Annotated in this window: 12 protein-coding genes; 3 read left to right on the forward strand and 9 right to left on the reverse strand. The window is 51.6% G+C overall.

The genetic code is table 11. The annotated features are described in order from the left end of the window. Nucleotides 1-110 precede the first annotated feature (110 nt). From AC5JMP_RS24355 to rpsB, 3 genes are all read right to left on the reverse strand, one after another. Nucleotides 111-1,082, reverse strand: coding sequence for a hypothetical protein (locus AC5JMP_RS24355; protein ID WP_495854092.1), 972 nt, complete (start codon nt 1,080-1,082; stop codon nt 111-113). Nucleotides 1,083-1,307: 225 nt separating this feature from the next. Then, nucleotides 1,308-2,096: a translation elongation factor Ts gene (tsf, locus tag AC5JMP_RS24360; protein ID WP_495854093.1), complete on the reverse strand. Its 789-nt coding sequence runs from the start codon at nt 2,094-2,096 to the stop codon at nt 1,308-1,310. Between the two features lie 135 nt (nt 2,097-2,231). Next, nucleotides 2,232-3,017 (reverse strand): 30S ribosomal protein S2, encoded by a 786-nt coding sequence (gene rpsB / locus AC5JMP_RS24365; RefSeq protein ID WP_495854094.1) that lies wholly within the window; start codon nt 3,015-3,017, stop codon nt 2,232-2,234. Nucleotides 3,018-3,482: 465 nt separating this feature from the next. Here rpsB and proB point away from each other — a divergent pair, with 465 nt between their 5' ends. Next, nucleotides 3,483-4,586 (forward strand): glutamate 5-kinase, encoded by a 1,104-nt coding sequence (proB, locus tag AC5JMP_RS24370; protein WP_495854184.1) that lies wholly within the window; start codon nt 3,483-3,485, stop codon nt 4,584-4,586. Between the two features lie 6 nt (nt 4,587-4,592). On the opposite strand, the gene AC5JMP_RS24375 is transcribed toward proB, so the two are convergent. From AC5JMP_RS24375 to AC5JMP_RS24385, 3 genes are all read right to left on the reverse strand, one after another. After that, complete coding sequence (locus AC5JMP_RS24375) at nt 4,593-5,954, reverse strand: GTP cyclohydrolase II (RefSeq protein WP_495854095.1); 1,362 nt, start codon at nt 5,952-5,954, stop codon at nt 4,593-4,595. 119 nt (nt 5,955-6,073) lie between these two features. Then, nucleotides 6,074-8,050 carry an FAD-dependent oxidoreductase gene (locus AC5JMP_RS24380; protein ID WP_495854096.1) on the reverse strand — a complete coding sequence of 659 codons (1,977 nt, stop codon included), beginning with the start codon at nt 8,048-8,050 and terminating at the stop codon, nt 6,074-6,076. A gap of 177 nt (nt 8,051-8,227) precedes the next feature. Continuing rightward, a complete protein-coding gene (locus tag AC5JMP_RS24385) occupies nt 8,228-10,450 on the reverse strand; it encodes a heavy metal translocating P-type ATPase (RefSeq protein WP_495854097.1) in 2,223 nt (740 codons plus the stop codon). Between the two features lie 618 nt (nt 10,451-11,068). Between AC5JMP_RS24385 and ftsH3 the strand changes: the two genes are divergently transcribed. Together ftsH3 and AC5JMP_RS24395 are read left to right on the forward strand one after the other, a co-directional pair. Further along, nucleotides 11,069-12,910: an ATP-dependent zinc metalloprotease FtsH3 gene (ftsH3, locus tag AC5JMP_RS24390; protein ID WP_495854098.1), complete on the forward strand. Its 1,842-nt coding sequence runs from the start codon at nt 11,069-11,071 to the stop codon at nt 12,908-12,910. A 123-nt stretch (nt 12,911-13,033) separates the two neighbouring features. After that, nucleotides 13,034-13,720, forward strand: coding sequence for a bifunctional 4-hydroxy-2-oxoglutarate aldolase/2-dehydro-3-deoxy-phosphogluconate aldolase (locus AC5JMP_RS24395; protein ID WP_495854099.1), 687 nt, complete (start codon nt 13,034-13,036; stop codon nt 13,718-13,720). 234 nt (nt 13,721-13,954) lie between these two features. Here AC5JMP_RS24395 and lspA read toward each other — a convergent pair whose 3' ends face one another. From lspA to AC5JMP_RS24410, 3 genes are all read right to left on the reverse strand, one after another. Continuing rightward, the gene (gene lspA, locus AC5JMP_RS24400; RefSeq protein WP_495854100.1) at nt 13,955-14,437 is read right to left on the reverse strand and encodes a signal peptidase II; all 483 of its coding nucleotides are present in this window, start codon (nt 14,435-14,437) and stop codon (nt 13,955-13,957) included. A gap of 55 nt (nt 14,438-14,492) precedes the next feature. Next, nucleotides 14,493-15,068 carry a biotin transporter BioY gene (locus AC5JMP_RS24405; protein ID WP_495854101.1) on the reverse strand — a complete coding sequence of 192 codons (576 nt, stop codon included), beginning with the start codon at nt 15,066-15,068 and terminating at the stop codon, nt 14,493-14,495. A 124-nt stretch (nt 15,069-15,192) separates the two neighbouring features. Then, nucleotides 15,193-16,149 (reverse strand): ribonuclease Z, encoded by a 957-nt coding sequence (locus AC5JMP_RS24410; protein WP_495854102.1) that lies wholly within the window; start codon nt 16,147-16,149, stop codon nt 15,193-15,195. Nucleotides 16,150-16,216: the final 67 nt, after the last annotated feature.

Below are 16,216 nucleotides of genomic sequence, written 5' to 3' on the forward strand. Positions count from 1 at the left end.
AAATAATAGTTGGCGGGCAGATGAGTGGACGAGAGTTTCCTATCCACCCATCCACCCATCTACCCATCTACCCATAGGCATCAATCCGTCAGTTAATAATTGCCAAACCGCTAGTCTTCATACCAGCTCGATCGCCATGCGGATTCGGCTTGAGCGATCGCCTTTTCTTTTTGCCGCTTCTGATATTCTCGCCCCAGCTTGTTGAGCTGTGCTACCAGAGTACGGACTTTCGATCGCCATAGCGCAACGGTAGTGTCGCTAAACTCAATTTCTGACAGATGCAGACGAATAGTCGTGATTTGAGTCATTGCCGAGTCTTCTGAGTCGCTCTCGATCAGCAAACTAATCAGATTAGGTGAACCGACAGGCGTTTCAGAGATGACATCCGCCCTAGATGCAATTTCTAAGATGGGAGCCGGGAGTTGGCTAGGGAGAATTTTGCTTTGTTGCAGCAAACGGTTGGCAGCATGAGAGAGATTTTGCAGGTGCTCAACGATGTCTTGTTCTAGCTGCTCCTGCCAATCTGCCAGGGCTATGGGAGTAATGGGCTGAGTGGGCGATCGCTCTAATAGCTCATCTAAGCTGACCCGACGCACATCAGGTTTCGCCTCGCCAGGTTCAGCTTCATCAGGTTCAGCCTCGTCAAGTTCAGCCTCATCAGGTTCAGTCTCGTCAAGTTCAGCTGCGTCAAGTTCAGCTTCGTCAAGTTCAACGAGCAAGAATCCAGCCTCATCAGGCTCACTCTCTGACTCGTTGCTAAGCTCATAACTCAGTTTATGATCAGATTCATCTAACTCTAGAGCTGCCTGAAGCTGATTGGTAAGCTGGGCTTGAGTCCGCTTAGCCAGCTGCCGTAGCGATCGCTGAAGCTCTTGCCGCTGATGGAGTGAAAGCTGCAAAAACTGCTCTGGATAACCATGGGTGCAGATGTGGTAGCTTGCCAAGACGAGCTGCTGCCGCACGGTTTTGCCCAGAGCCGCTAGATAGGGCGTATAGGTATCGTGGAACTCTTGAGCGATCGTCCGTACCGCCTGATCGAGTTTGGCGATCTCTTGCTCAATTTGCTCAACGGGTCTAACCATTCGATCTAGGATATGGGTTTGCAAAAATTAGATAGGAAGTTAATTCAGATTCCAGGATAGCGAGTTCAGCCACAAAAGTTGATTAGCAGCAAAATTGGGATGGAAAATTGCCATAAAAAATGAGTAATGAGTAGGCGATCGAGCAATGCTCAGACCTTACGACCCATTACCCAGATATCCCAAAATTGCTTCAACGACTGAGCTAACTAACTAAGGAGCCATCAGCTATTTTTTGGACTTCTTAGATTTCTTATCAGACTTCTCAGCTTTGGCTTCCTCAGCAGGCGCCTCAACTTCTACAGGCGCTTCAGCTACGAGCGCTTCTGCCACAGGTGCTTCAGCTACAGCCGCTGCTTCCTTCACCGCAGTTTGAGCTGCCACTTCTGCTGCAAAATCTTCCTCTTGCTTCTCAATGCCTTCGCCCATAACAAAGCGGACAAAGCGTCGCACCTGGATGTTTTCACCCAAACTTGCTACCTTTTGCTTCACCAGTTCGGCAACCGTGATGCTCTGATCTTTGATGTATTGCTGATCGAGCAGAGACAGCTCCTTAAGGCGCTTATCAATCCGACCTTCCACAATCTTCTCGCGGATGTTGACGGGCTTATTGGACAAATCGTCTTTGCCCATCTCAATCTCTTTTTCCTTAATCACCACGTCTGGAGGAATGTCTTCGACTTTGACATATTCCACGTTGGGGCAGGCAGCAATCTGCATGGCAATATCTCTCACCAAGACCTGAAAAGCCTCGTTTCGGGCAACAAAGTCAGTCTGACAGTTGATTTCTACCAACACGCCAACCCGTCCACCCGTGTGAATGTAGCTGCCTACTAAGCCTTCGGCTGTCACTTTTCCGGCTTTCTTACCTGCCGAAGTGATGCCCTTTTGGCGTAGCCATTCCATTGCCTTTTCTACATCGCTGTCGGATTCTGCAAGGGCTTTCTTGCAGTCCATCATTCCTGCGCCAGTCTTATCGCGCAACTCCTTCACAAGCTTTGCCGATATTTCCGCCATTGCTTTAGTCCTGTGTCTCTAGGTTTGAGGTCTGAATCTTTGAGGTCTGAATCTAGGATATAGGGATATGGATCAACCGCGAGGGATGAAGCCCACAATTAGGCGTTTCACCCCTCACCAGACTCGATCGCCTTACTATTTGTCTGTCCCTTCTTCGTCAGGCGGGAAATCAGCTTCATCGAAGACATAATCTTCGTCTGCAACTTCATAATCGTCAAACTCTTCCTCGGCTTCTAGCTCACCATGACGACCTTCGTAGATCGCGTCTGCTAGCCGTCCGACAATCAGCTTGATCGATCGAATCGCATCATCGTTAGCTGGAATTGGAATATCTACGGTGTCAGGATCGCAGTTGGTATCTAACAGAGAAACGATCGGCACATTTAGCTTTTGGCATTCCTGCACGGCGTTGTATTCTCGACGCTGATCCACAATCACTACGATATCGGGCACTTTGCGCATCCCTTTGAGACCGCCCAGATACTTTTGCAGCTTTTCCAGCTCACGGCGCAGCACTGCCGCTTCTTTCTTGGGCAGCAAGTCCAGTGCACCTGTTTCTTGACGACGCTCTAGATCCTTGAGGCGATCGACGCGAGTTTTGATCGTCACCCAGTTGGTGAGCATTCCGCCCAACCAGCGCTGGTTGACATAGTAAGAGCCACAACGTAGCGCCTCTTGGGCAATGATGCCTGCCGCCTGCCGCTTTGTGCCGACAAACAGGACGCGCTTGCCCTGTTCGGAAGCCTTGCGCAGGTAGTTGTAGGCTGCATCCATGAGCTGGGCAGTCTGCACCAAGTCAATGATGTGAACCCCGTTCCGGGATGTGTAGATGTAGGGGGACATCTTGGGGTTCCATCGGCGGGTTTGGTGCCCAAAGTGAACACCAGACTCCAATAATTGAGCCAAAGTAACAACGGGCATGAATTTACTCCTTTTTCGGGTTTATCCTCCATCCAGGTGCATTTCTGGCAGAGCATATGCCTTGCTGAAACACCCGAAATCCTGAATGTGTGATTTTAGACAGCTTAACTAGGATAGCATGGCAGAAATTTTTCGTTAGAGGCAGGGGCTGAAAGTGTGTCTTAAGGAACTGGAAAAAGATTCAGCAAAAATGAGGACGATCGCCTCTATATAAATAAAACTTTACAAAATCTCATGAAAATTAAACTTAAACCACAATTCTAAAGAAAAAATTAAGACCGCTGTGAATCGGCCTAAGCCTTGCTACTCTGAACACATATATAAAGAGGTCAAGCTAATTAAAGACCTCGACTCATAAAAACTGTAAATATTTTGTGGAGCGTCAATTCTCATTTTTGAGGGTTGGCGCTTTACTATTTGGTGTCTAAACTTGCTATTCTCAAGCAGCTCTTTTCAAGCGTACCCATGGCTCAAACGATCGTCATCAAAATTGGTACTTCTAGCCTGACCCAACCCGAAACGGGGTTTTTGGCGCTGGCGACGATCGCTCAGCTTGTAGAAACCCTTAGCCAGCTTCGCCAGCAGGGGCATCAGGTCATTCTAGTTTCCTCTGGAGCCGTGGGCGTAGGCTGCGCAAGGCTGGGTCTTACCGAGCGTCCGCGCACGATTTCGATGAAGCAGGCGGTGGCGGCAGTGGGGCAGGGGCGGCTGATGCGAGTCTATGACGATCTGTTTAGCGTGTTAGGTCAGCCGATCGCCCAGGTGTTGCTGACCCGCAGCGATCTGGTACAGCGCAGCCGCTATGTCAATGCCTACCGCACGTTTCGGCAATTGCTGAAGCTGGGGGTAATTCCGATTGTGAATGAAAACGACACGCTGGCGATCGAAGAACTGAAGTTTGGCGATAACGATACGCTGTCGGCAATGGTTGCTAGCTTGGTGGAGGCGGACTGGCTGTTTTTGCTAACCGATGTCGATCGCCTCTACTCCGCCGATCCGCGCCATAATCCAGATGCTCAGCCGATCTTAACGGTAGATAGCATCGATCATCTGGAGGCAGAAGTAGGCGATCGGGGCAGCACCTGGGGCACGGGCGGCATGGTGACAAAAATTGCGGCTGCCCGGATTGCGACTACGGCTGGAATTCGCACAGTGATTACGGAAGGGCGATCGCCCCAAAACATTGAGAAAATTTTGCAGGGCGAATCTTTAGGCACGCAGTTTGAGCCGCAGCCGCGCCCGTTCAATGCCCGCAAGCGCTGGATTGCCCATGGTTTAGTTCCGGCAGGCAAGCTTTACCTTGATCCGGGAGCCGTCAAAGCACTCTGTCAATCGGGCAGATCGCTGCTTGCCGCCGGAATTAAGGAAATCGAAGGCGAGTTTCAAACCCAAGATGCAGTGCAGCTCTGCGATCTGGCGGGTCAGGAGATCGCCCGTGGCATCGTTAACTACGGCAGTGGAGAACTGCAACAGATCTTGGGGCATCACTCAGATGAGATTTTCAAGATTTTAGGATACGCAGGCGAAGAAACGGTAGTTCACCGTGACAATTTAGTGCTGAGTTGCTAAAGGCTCTCAATAGTCTCGCCCTTTGATCTGCGCCAATTCTTCTGCGGCTAATACCTCATCCTCCGAGTAATAGCCTGAAGCTTTTTTAGCTTCGATCTCCACTTGTGCATCGGCAGGAACCAGCTCTGGCGGAATGGCGATCCGCTGCACCACCTCAATTCCGGCATGGGTGATGGCGTTGTATTTCATGTTGCTCATGGAGACAAGGCGATCGATCCGCGTAATTCCTAGCCAGTGCAGCATGTCCGGCATCAGCTCTTGAAAGCGCATGTCCTGAACTCCGGCAACGCACTCGGTACGGGTAAAATAGGCATCGGCGCGATCGCCTCCCTCCTGACGTTTGCGGGCGTTGTAGACCAAGAACTTTGTCACTTCACCCAAAGCCCGACCCTCTTTGCGACAATAGACAATCACGCCTGCGCCACCTTCTTGTGCTGTCTGAATACAAACCTCGATACCGTGAACGAGATAAGGACGACAGGTGCAGATATCAGAGCCGAATACATCCGAGCCATTGCATTCGTCATGCACCCGTACCGCCAAAGGTTTCGTGGGATCGACGATCGCTTTCTCATCGCCAATAATATAAATGGTTGAACCGCCGATCGGTGGCAGGAACACATGAAGATCGGGTCGCGTCACCAGTTCGGGGAACATACCGCCTGTTTGCTGAAACAGAACGCGCCGCAAATCTGTTTCCTCGATGTTTAACCGTTTAGCAATGCCAGGAAGATACCAAACGGGATCGATCGCCGCCTTCGTCACCAACAAATTGCCATCTGACTTCAGCAGCTTGCCGTCCACCGTGATGCGACCTTGGGCGACAGCCTCTTTTAGCTCTGGGAGGTTGATGTGGGCTTTGGTGATGGCGATGGTCGGCAGAATGTCGTATCCCTCTGACTCATAGTCTGTGAAAACATTGCCAGCAAAAGCCCCAAACGGATCGAGTGAGACAATTTTATCCGGATCGCTCCAGCTTGGGTAAGGCCCAATCTGCACAGGGGGCGATGTATTGGTGAGATCGGCTTTGTGGGTGGGATCAAGATCGCCGCTTGCTACCGCCAGGGCACGATAGACACCATACGATCCGGCATGGGTGCCTATGACGTTCCGATGTTGCAGATTGCGGATTGAGCCAATGATGGGGCCGCGATCGCTCGGATTTTCTGCACCCCAATGGATAGGAACGGCTTTGCCCCGATGCTGATGGGAAGTGAGGATAATATGCTTGGGTTTAGCTGCTTTAGAATTGCCCTGAGTTGAATTTTCTGAGGCTAAATTTTCTGAGGCTAAATTTTCTGGGATTAAATTGCCTGTAGCCAAATTGCCTTGAGTCAAATTGCTTTCAATCAAGTTATCTTCAGTCATGGTTCAGTAGTTACACCCGTAAAGCGATGGAGCGATCGACTTCGTGAGCCGACTATAGGCTTTCATGAGTCTCAATATTCTCATTAGTCTAAGCTTCTTCAGTCGGTTCTGGTTAGCCTCTACCAGCTCAACTGCAAGCCTTGATCAATTAAATACTGCTGGAGGTTTGGCATAAGCTTTTTTGAAATAATATCTGCGGCAGACATTTCTTCGGGTGCCTTGGTTATCAGCCATCCAGAAGTTGCCCCTGCTGCGGCTCCAATGCCCCACTCGCTGTAGTGAGTTCGCGTCACAGCGTTAACAATATGGCTGACGGCAATGCTTTTTCCCCCAATTAATAGATTTCTGACTCCCTGAGGAATCAGGCTTTCCAAAGGAATCTGTAAGGGTCGAATCTCATACTCTGAAGCATGGGCGCTAGTGGCTTCCCCAGAGGGCTGCCAGTTGCGGTAGCGACAGCCGTGCATATCAACGTCATAGTGGGCAAGGGCGATCGCTGTTTCACTAAAGTCTCGTCCACCGGGTAAATCGAGCCGCAGATCCGCCTCGCGGAGCATGAAAGCAGGCTGACCGTAGGCTTGCCGTCCCATAATCCGCCGTCCTTCTCGAATGTAGGGAGTCATGCTGAGTCCTGAAGCAGTGCCCATTGGCGTGTCTGCACCCGAAAGATAGGTCAGCGGCAAATCAGCTTCCTCTAAGTCAGCTTGCTGTAGCAGCCAGCGGGCAAACAGCAGCGCGTGTTCTTCGGCGTGTTTGAGGGCAATGACTGACAATCCGCCCAGCCAGTTGTGCTGCTGTCCGGCAGCTTTCACGTTTTTGGAATTCAGAATCAGCGGATGGGTCATCAAATTCCAATCATTGCCCTGTGTCCAGTTGATCGCCGTCATATCGCCCATATCAGGCATTGACCAAAAAGGATCATTTCGAGTGGTGCTAACGATGCGACGATAGTTGAATAAGCTTCGCCCTGCAAACATTGGCGTTCCATCAAGCGAATAAGCCTGTAAATGCTCATGCAGCGGGAACTCCGGCTCGAACTGTGCCAGTGCCGCCAGACTTTTGCCGCGATCGTCATGTAGTGCCAGTACGAAGGGGAAGGTAAACGCCTGAGTGCAGTCGGGGTTATCTCGCTCAGCGGCGTGGGCTTCGCCCGATGTTGTTTTGGCTTCTGATCCCAACCGATGCGGAATGCTTGCCCAGCCGACTAGCTCTCCGGTGTCAGTGGCATCAATCACCATTAGCCGCTTGCCGGGTGGTGCTTCTAGCCGCAGGGGAAATTTCTCAAACTCAGCGTCAGCAGACCAGGAATACCAGCTTGCAATTTCTTGGGAGAGTCTGCCTTTGGATTGAACAGCTTCGGGCTGAGTAGAAGGATGATGCACACGACGCACGGCGTAGATGGCGGTAATTTCTTGCCCTGTGGTATCAAACTCAGCGCCTTTGAAAGCGATCGCCGTTCCCCATCGACTTCCTGAGGCTTTAGCTTTGGCAGACTGTAACAACGCTTCTGCCGCATTCGCTCCTGCCTCTGGAGGAAAACATAGCCGTCCCACCCAGCAGCTATTCAGCTCGGCAACCTGAGTCTCAGGCGATAGATTTGCCCAAGCAGGTAGCTGCACTTTCTGAGACTGAATCAGCTGTTTGAAATCGCTCCAGCTTTGAGAAAACCGCTGTTCTGCGATCATGGTGTGCGATTCATCTAGAGCAGAAACCCCTTGAGAACTAATCTGTCCCCCCAGCCAAGGAGTTAGCTCAATTAGGCAAGTAATAGCGCCAGACTGCATGGCGTGAAATGCCGCCGCCACGCCGCCCAGAGAGCCACCCACCACCACCACCTCACAGTTCCATACCTCTTGGGCAGGAGGCAACGGATCGAGCTGAGGTCTGCCGTTGGAGATAAGCTGAACTGCGTCTGGCGATCGCCCAGCCCCAAAAGATTCTACCTGGGTGGTTTCTACTGGGGCGGTTTGCACCTGAAAGCCAGCCAGCAGAGCGGTAAAGCCCCCAGATGCAAAGCAAAGACTAACGATCGCCAGCAGCAAAAATCGCACCCCCCAACGGATTCCCCGTTGAGGCAAAAACAAGCGTCGTTTCATACCCAGCACACCACAAATCGAGCGGAACTTAGTTAGCGCAACTCAGTTTTAACTCAACTTGGTTCTACAGCAACTCAGTTTTGACTTGACCCAGTCCTGTAGTTTTTATAGCCATCGCCAGTTTGCTTAAGACATTTTGGGTGGGGCGCGAAGCGTCCCACCCAAAATGTCCCCGTCCTAACCGCCTCGGCGGTTGCCATACTTCATCACCCTAGTCGCGTTCAGAATCGCCAATAGCGCCACACCCACATCGGCAAATACAGCTTCCCATAGGGTGGCAACCCCCAGAATGCCCAGAATAATAAATGCTGCCTTGACCACGAGGGCAAGAGTAATATTTTGCCAGACGATCGCGTGAGTTCTGCGAGCAATCTGAATTGCCTCAGCAACCTTGGAGGGATCATCGGTCATCAGCACCACGTCAGCCGTTTCGATCGCCGCATCTGATCCTAGCCCTCCCATCGCTATACCCACATCGGCTCTGGCAATCACTGGAGCGTCATTAATGCCGTCTCCCACAAAGGCAACCTTGCCCTTTTTGCCAACCGTTTGCAGCAGCTTTTCCACGGCAGCAACCTTATCTTCTGGCAATAGCTCTGCCTCAAACGCATCAACTTCTAGCCTATGCGCCACCCGTTGCGCCACTGCCTGCGAATCTCCTGTCAGCATCACGACTTTCTCCACGCCCAGCGCTTTGAGCGATCGGATCGCCTCCATTGCACCGGGCTTTGGCTCATCCGCAATCAGAATATAGCCCCCATAGCGGCGATCGATCGCCAGATGCACCACGGTGCCTTCTACGTCACAGGTGTTGTGGTCAATTTTTTCTCGGTGCATGAGGCGATCGTTTCCTGCCAGCACCTCACGGTTTTCTACCTTTGCCTGAATGCCGTGCGCCGTAATTTCGGCGTAGTCTGTAACCCTTGACTCATCCATAGGCTTGCCGTATGCCGCTCGAATCGATTGGGCGATCGGGTGGTTGGAGTTGGCTTCGGCAATTGCCGCCCAGCGCAGCAGTTCATCAGGGGTAAACCCGTTGTGGGGGACTATTTCACAGACTTTGAATATGCCCTGGGTGAGGGTACCTGTTTTATCAAAGGCGATCGCTTTGACTGCCGCCAAGCTGTCCAGGAAAGTAGAGCCTTTCACTAAAATGCCGCGTTTTGCAGCGCCGCCAATGCCGCCAAAATAACCCAAGGGAATACTGATCACCAGTCCACAAGGGCAAGAAATTACCAGCAGCACCAAGGCGCGATAGACCCAGTCAGCAGGACTTGCACCTGGAATGAATATCGGCGGCAGTAGCGCCACGGCTAGAGACAAAATGACAACGATCGGCGTGTAGCGTTGGGCAAAGCGGGTGATAAATTTCTGGGTTTCAGCTTTCTTGCTGCTGGCGTTTTGCACCAGATCGAGAATCCGGGCGATCGACGATTCACCAAAAAGTTTTGTCACCCTCAGGGTGAGAACACCAGACTGATTAATCATGCCTGCCAGCACAGTTTCTCCAACGCGAACGGTGCGCGGCACAGATTCACCTGTAAGCGCTGAAGTATCAACCTGAGAATTCCCCTCCAGAATTTCTCCATCTAGCGGAACTTTCTCACCAGGTTTGACGAGGATCAGGTCGCCGATTTTCACTGCTTCAGGAGAGACAACCTGGATGCCATCTGCCGTTTTAAGATTGGCAGAGTCAGGGCGAACTTCTAGAAGCGCTGAAATAGAGCGTCGGGAATTGCTGACTGCCGCATTCTGAAACGTTTCACCAACTTTAAAGAACAGCATGACTCCCACTGCCTCCGGGAGCTGGTGAATGGCGATCGCCCCTAAAGTAGCAATGCTCATCAAAAAGTTCTCGTCAAACACCTGCCCTTTGAGAATATTGCGACCTGCGATCGTCAGTACGCCCCAGCCACTCAGCAGGTAAGCCGAGATAAAAACCGCATATTCAGCGATCGAGAAGGGGGTATTGTGCAGAGATTTTTCAAAAAAAGAACCCAGAATGAAAAGCGTTGCGACAACGCCAATCAATAGCCCTTCTCTCTTTAAGCTAAATTCACCGTCACCGTGGCTATGCCCATGTTCTTCGTGATTGTGATCATGTTCACCCTCACAGCCGTCATGCGGATGGGCGTGACTGTGAGGCTGCTCAGAGGTGTGCAGGGTCAGCTTTGGGGTAACGATTGTATAGCCCAACGCAATCAGGCAGTTGTCGATCGCCGCTTCGTCAATTTGTTGTGGATCGTAAGATACGGTCAGATGTCCAGTCGCAACATCAGCAGCAGCCTCAGCAATCCCCGTCAACTTTTGTAGAGCAGCCTCAATTTTCATCTCGCAGCTTGGGCAGTCCATGCCGCCGACCTGCATTCGTCGTGTTATGAAGGACGGGGAGTTGACCATAGCAGCTTCAAAAGATGATTCAAAGAGAATTTCAGCACCTTAACATCATATTGGAAATATGTGAATATATGTTCATATATGAGTAATTTTTACCGTAGTAAGGCTGGCAGTTCTCATTAGGGATTTTTATGTCGGGGAATTCGCGCTCTGCGGACGCAAACTCCCCCCAACAAAGCCTGAAAAAAGCTCGCCGCAGGCGAGCTTTTTTCAGGCTTTGTTGGGGTATTTGGGTAAGGACTACCCAGGCTTTGTTTCAAAATGAGAGCAGTTGCAGTGAGGCTTATTGCTTTGACAAAGTTTCTGAAAAGCCATCTCAATGTAGATTTCTCAAAAAGTAAACAGTAATAAGCAATTTTTTGAATGAAAAGTCTTCCGATTTGGCGATTTATGTGACTCGATCGAATAGACAACCCCCGCATTCTGAGACGCAGATGGCAGAATAGGGGAATAGTCATACAGTTGCGTAGCCGTTCTATGTCAGGTTCAGATCACCCTTAAACCGACGAGAACCCTGATTGAATGCAGTTTCGAGATCTAGATGCAAGCTAGATGAGCTACATTAATAAATATTAAGAAACTGAAAGACTTCGCATCAGAAATTTAGGAGGAAAGACCTCGGTGAATAACAAACGGTGGAGAAATGCAGGGCTGTACGCTCTTTTAGTGGTCGTTGTCATTTTCTTGGCAACGGCACTACTCGATCGTCAGCCGACTAATGCAACCTCATGGCGCTATAGCCAGTTTGTCAGTCAGGTACAGAGCGGTCAGGTAGAAAAGGTTAGCATCAGCGCCGATCGCACCCGTGCGACTGCCAAAACTAGCAGTGGTGAAACGGTGCTAGTCAACCTGCCCAATGATCCAGAAATGCTGAACATTCTGCAAAAGAATGGCGTAGATATTTCTGTTTCTCCACAGGCAGAGGAAAATATCTGGGCGCGAGTTCTGAGTACGCTGCTAATTCCGTTCCTGCTGCTGGTGGTGCTGTTTTTTGTGCTGCGTCGCGCTCAGGGTGGTCCTGGCAGTCAGGCAATGAATTTCGGCAAGTCTAAGGCACGGGTACAGATGGAGCCGCAGACCCAGGTAACTTTTGGGGATGTTGCTGGCATTGAGCAAGCCAAGCTTGAGCTAGCTGAAGTTGTAGACTTTTTGAAGAATGCCGATCGCTTCACTGCCGTCGGAGCCAAAATTCCCAAAGGCGTTCTGCTAGTTGGTCCTCCGGGTACAGGTAAAACCCTGTTGGCAAAAGCTGTTGCTGGTGAAGCGGGCGTGCCCTTCTTCTCTATCTCTGGCTCTGAATTTGTGGAAATGTTTGTGGGCGTGGGCGCATCCCGCGTTCGCGACCTGTTTGAACAAGCCAAAGCCAACGCACCCTGTATCGTCTTTATCGATGAAATTGATGCGGTCGGTCGCCAGCGTGGTGCAGGTCTGGGCGGCGGTAATGATGAGCGCGAACAAACCCTCAACCAGCTCTTGACCGAAATGGACGGCTTCGAGGGCAACACAGGCATTATCATCATTGCGGCAACCAACCGTCCTGATGTCTTGGATGCGGCGCTGCTGCGACCCGGTCGTTTCGATCGCCAGGTGGTGGTCGATCGCCCCGACTTTGCTGGACGACTGGAGATCCTCAACGTTCACGCCCGTGGCAAAACGCTGTCGCAGGACGTAGACCTAGAGAAAATTGCCCGACGCACTCCTGGGTTTACGGGAGCTGACCTGGCAAACTTGCTGAACGAGGCGGCAATTTTGGCGGCTCGTCGTAACCTGACCGAAATCTCAATGGACGAAGTCAATGATGCGATCGATCGCGTCCTTGCTGGGCCAGAGAAGAAAGATCGCGTCATGAGCGAGAAGCGCAAGACTCTGGTGGCTTACCACGAGGCAGGTCACGCGCTGGTAGGTGCGCTGATGCCTGATTATGATCCAGTGCAAAAGATCAGCATCATCCCACGCGGTCGTGCTGGGGGGTTGACCTGGTTTACGCCAAGCGAAGATCGCATGGACTCTGGGCTGTATTCCCGCTCATATCTGCAAAACCAAATGGCGGTCGCTCTGGGCGGTCGTTTGGCAGAAGAGATCATCTTTGGGGAAGAAGAAGTCACAACGGGTGCTTCCAATGACCTTCAGCAGGTGGCGCGCGTTGCCCGTCAGATGGTGACTCGATTTGGCATGAGCGATCGCCTTGGCCCTGTAGCTTTGGGTCGTGCCCAAGGCGGCATGTTCTTGGGACGCGATATCATGGCAGAACGCGATTTCTCCGAAGAAACGGCGGCAGCGATCGATGACGAAGTTCGTAATCTGGTAGAACAGGCTTACCGCCGTGCCAAGTCGGTACTGCTAGAAAACCACGCTATTCTCGACAAGTTGGCAGCTATGCTAATTGAGCGCGAAACTGTGGACGCTGAAGAGCTTCAAGATCTGTTGGCAACCAACAGCGTCAAGATTGCGTCGATCGCTTAGGCTCTGCTTCAGGTGAATTTGGGTGGGGAGGAGGTGCGATCGATTGCGCCTCCTCCCCATTTTTATGGCTATTAGGATTTTTCTATAGCTATCAAGCGCTAGCTGTCAGCAGAACGATTCGCCATGACACCCCCCATTGTTAGCCCTTCAGCTTCGATCATTCATTCACCGGATTCCTGGCTGTCTGCCGTCCGATCGCAGCGGGTAATTGCCGTGATCCGTTCTCCTAATCTAGAGTTAGGCGTTCAGATGGCGCAGTCTATGGCGGCAGCAGGACTGAGATTAATCGAGATTACCTGGGATAGCGATCGCCCCGTTGAGCTAATCACCACACTCCGGGCAATCCTACCCCACTGCTGGATTGGAGCAGGGACACTGCTAACTCTGACAGACTTGCAGACGGCGATCGCGGCAGGGGCGCAATTTTTGTTCAGCCCTCACCTCAACTTAGCCCTCGTTGAAGCTGCGGTGAGCCAATATGTTCCCATCGTTCCCGGTGCCCTCACCCCCAGCGAAATTGTGGCGGCATGGCAGAGTGGCGCGACCTGCGTCAAGGTATTTCCGGTACAGTCTATGGGCGGTGCCGACTATATTCGCCATTTACGATCGCCGCTAGGACAAATTCCTTTGATTCCCACCGGGGGCGTGACGCTAGCAAACGCGCCAGAATTTTTGCAGGCTGGAGCGATCGCAGTAGGCTTATCCAGTCAGCTGTTTCCTAGAGAGGCGATCGTCACTGGCAAATGGGCAGAGATTACTAGCCGAGCAGCAGGACTTCTGCAATCCCTTCAAGCAGATCCTCTGGCGTAAGCGTCCAGTTTTGCAAAATGCGGTTAGGACGGGGACATTTTTGGTGGGGCGTGAAGCGCCCCACCAAAAATATCCTAAGCAAACTTAGTAGATCGCAAAGCTTACACTTGATCCCCCCAACCCCTTTAAAGAGGAGGCTTCAGAACTCAAAGTCCCCCTTGTTAAAGGGGATTTAGAGGGATCAGATACTTCAGAAATCGGTGGGTGCTTCAGAAAAAAGGGCTGCACATCGCATTATTTGTCAGCTGTGTGCCGACTGTCTTTGCGGGGCGGTTGCTGAAAGGCGGCAACGAGAAGGCAAAAAATGCCGATATTGATAAAAACATCCGCCAAATTAAACACCGCAAAGCGAATTATCCGAAGATCCAGAAAATCAACGACCTGCCCGGCTGTAAAGCGATCGATGCCATTTCCCAATGCCCCTGCCAAAACGCAGCCATAGCCCACCTGTTCCAACCGGTTCATGCGAGTGCGCCAAGCTAACAAAATCAGTCCTGCGCTAACAATTAGTGACAGCCAGCGCAGCCATTCACCCCTTTCGCTAAATAGGCTAAAAGCCGCCCCTTTATTGACCACATAGGTAAAATGGAAGACCCCTGGAATCAGCGCTAGCGTCTCCCCAATCTGAAAATTTTGAACGATCGCAAACTTGCTGAGCTGATCCAAGACCAGCCCTACTGCGGCAGTAACCCAAAATAAGCGATTTTTCAAATTCATAGGTTATGGGGCGATCGGGTCACGCTCTTTCCAAAAACATTTTTAGCAGCCATTACTAATAAAACATTAAACGGCGCAAACCGAAGGCAAGCACTGCCACCGCACACACGATCGCCATCTGCCCAGCAAGCGGATTGAGAGAATAGGTGACGATCGCCTGAAGCACAGAGACTTGCCCCGCCCAGTGAAAATAATCTGCTGTCAGCAAATAGCCAATGCCCACTAGATGAATAGTGAGTAGCCCACCCAAACAGCTCAAGGCTAAGTGTTCTAGCCGCACGGGCAGCCAAAAAGCCAGCAATCCACAGATCCATGCCCCTGGAATAAACCCCAACAAATAGCCAAAGCTTGGACGATGTACGTAGTCTAAGCCGCCGCCGTGGGTGAACACGTTGAACCAGGAAGTTAACCCTAGCAGCAGGTAGGCAACCTGGGAGATCACTGCCGCGTTTTTGCCGCCTAGGCATCCCACCAGCAGCACAGCCCCAATCTGGCAACTCACACCCAAAGAATAGGCGGGTGCTTGCCCCCAAAGGCTAAAGGGACTGGCGATAAAAGCTTCAAGCAGGGTGCCACCAATGGTCAGAATCAAGCCAACGATCGCCCAGAGCAGTTGGGTGGGAGCAGTCACATTCAATTTAGGGGTGAGGGGTGAGAGAGCCGAGAACAGAAAAGGCTGCAAGTGCTTCAATTTTTCTGGCTCCTGTCGTCTGACCCCAAATTATAGCCGCAGTGAGTAACCTCGGTGCGGAACCTCAGCGCGTCACTGTCAATTCTTGAGTTTGACGACGGGGAATGTCGTAGGTGAGAAAGTCGTGCGCCATTAAGGTATTGGGGAAAATGGCTTGGGCTTCTTTAAGCAAATCCTCCAGAGCGATCGCATTTCCTGGCGCATAGCGCGGACTAAAGTGAGTCATGATCAGCCGTCTGGCTTGCGCTCCCAGAGCCGTCTGAGCCGCCATCGTTGAGGTAGAATGCAGCCGCTGATAGGCAAGTTCAGCATCTTGGTGGGCAAAGGTGGCTTCGTGAATCAGCACATCGGCATCTTGTGCCAGCTCAACGGCGTTATCGCAGTAAATTGTGTCTGTGCAGTAGACAAACTTGCGCCCAATTTGGGTTTCGCCACACAGCTCACTGCCGTTGATCACCCGCCCGTCTGGCAAAGTCACCGCTTCGCCACGCTTGAGCTTGCCATACAGCGGCCCAGACGGAATGCCCAGCGCGGCAGCGCGTCCCACATCAAACCGTCCTGGCTTATCTTTTTCGGCAATCCGGTAGCCAAAGGCAGGTACGCGATGGGTTAGCGGGGCACAGCTCACCACAAACTCGTCATCTTCAAACACAATTCCTGGCTGCACGGTATGAACTTTCACCGGGTAGTGAAAATGCGTTTGGGAGTATCGCCCACAGGCTCTCAGGTATTCATCCAGCTTGGGTGGCCCGTAGATGTCAATGCGGCTAGGATTTCCAGCCAGTCCGCAACTTGCCAGCAAGCCCATCAGCCCGTACACATGATCGCCATGCATGTGGGTGACAAAGATGCGGGTGATCTGGCTGCTTTTGAGTTCGCTGCGAAGAATTTGGTGCTGTGTGCCTTCGCCGCAATCAAACAGCCAAACTTCTGAACGCTGTGGCAACCTCACCGCAACGCTGGAAACATTGCGCGATCGCGTTGGCACGCCAGAGCTGGTTCCTAGAAACGTAATCTGCAAGGTTGAACCTGACTTTCTAAAATAATGTGTTCAGAATGCGCTCAGATATCCATCAAGCCTATGGTGA

The organism is Drouetiella sp., assembly GCF_059504425.1.

Bases quoted from the DNA above. Each gene is read 5' to 3' on its own strand.
- AC5JMP_RS24355 (WP_495854092.1), bottom strand. From the start codon at position 1,082: ATGGTTAGACCCGTTGAGCAAATTGAGCAAGAGATCGCCAAACTCGAT.
- tsf (WP_495854093.1), bottom strand. From the start codon at position 2,096: ATGGCGGAAATATCGGCAAAGCTTGTGAAGGAGTTGCGCGATAAGACT.
- rpsB (WP_495854094.1), bottom strand. From the start codon at position 3,017: ATGCCCGTTGTTACTTTGGCTCAATTATTGGAGTCTGGTGTTCACTTT.
- proB (WP_495854184.1), top strand. From the start codon at position 3,483: ATGGCTCAAACGATCGTCATCAAAATTGGTACTTCTAGCCTGACCCAA.
- AC5JMP_RS24375 (WP_495854095.1), bottom strand. From the start codon at position 5,954: ATGACTGAAGATAACTTGATTGAAAGCAATTTGACTCAAGGCAATTTG.
- AC5JMP_RS24380 (WP_495854096.1), bottom strand. From the start codon at position 8,050: ATGAAACGACGCTTGTTTTTGCCTCAACGGGGAATCCGTTGGGGGGTG.
- AC5JMP_RS24385 (WP_495854097.1), bottom strand. From the start codon at position 10,450: ATGGTCAACTCCCCGTCCTTCATAACACGACGAATGCAGGTCGGCGGC.
- AC5JMP_RS24395 (WP_495854099.1), top strand. From the start codon at position 13,034: ATGACACCCCCCATTGTTAGCCCTTCAGCTTCGATCATTCATTCACCG.
- lspA (WP_495854100.1), bottom strand. From the start codon at position 14,437: ATGAATTTGAAAAATCGCTTATTTTGGGTTACTGCCGCAGTAGGGCTG.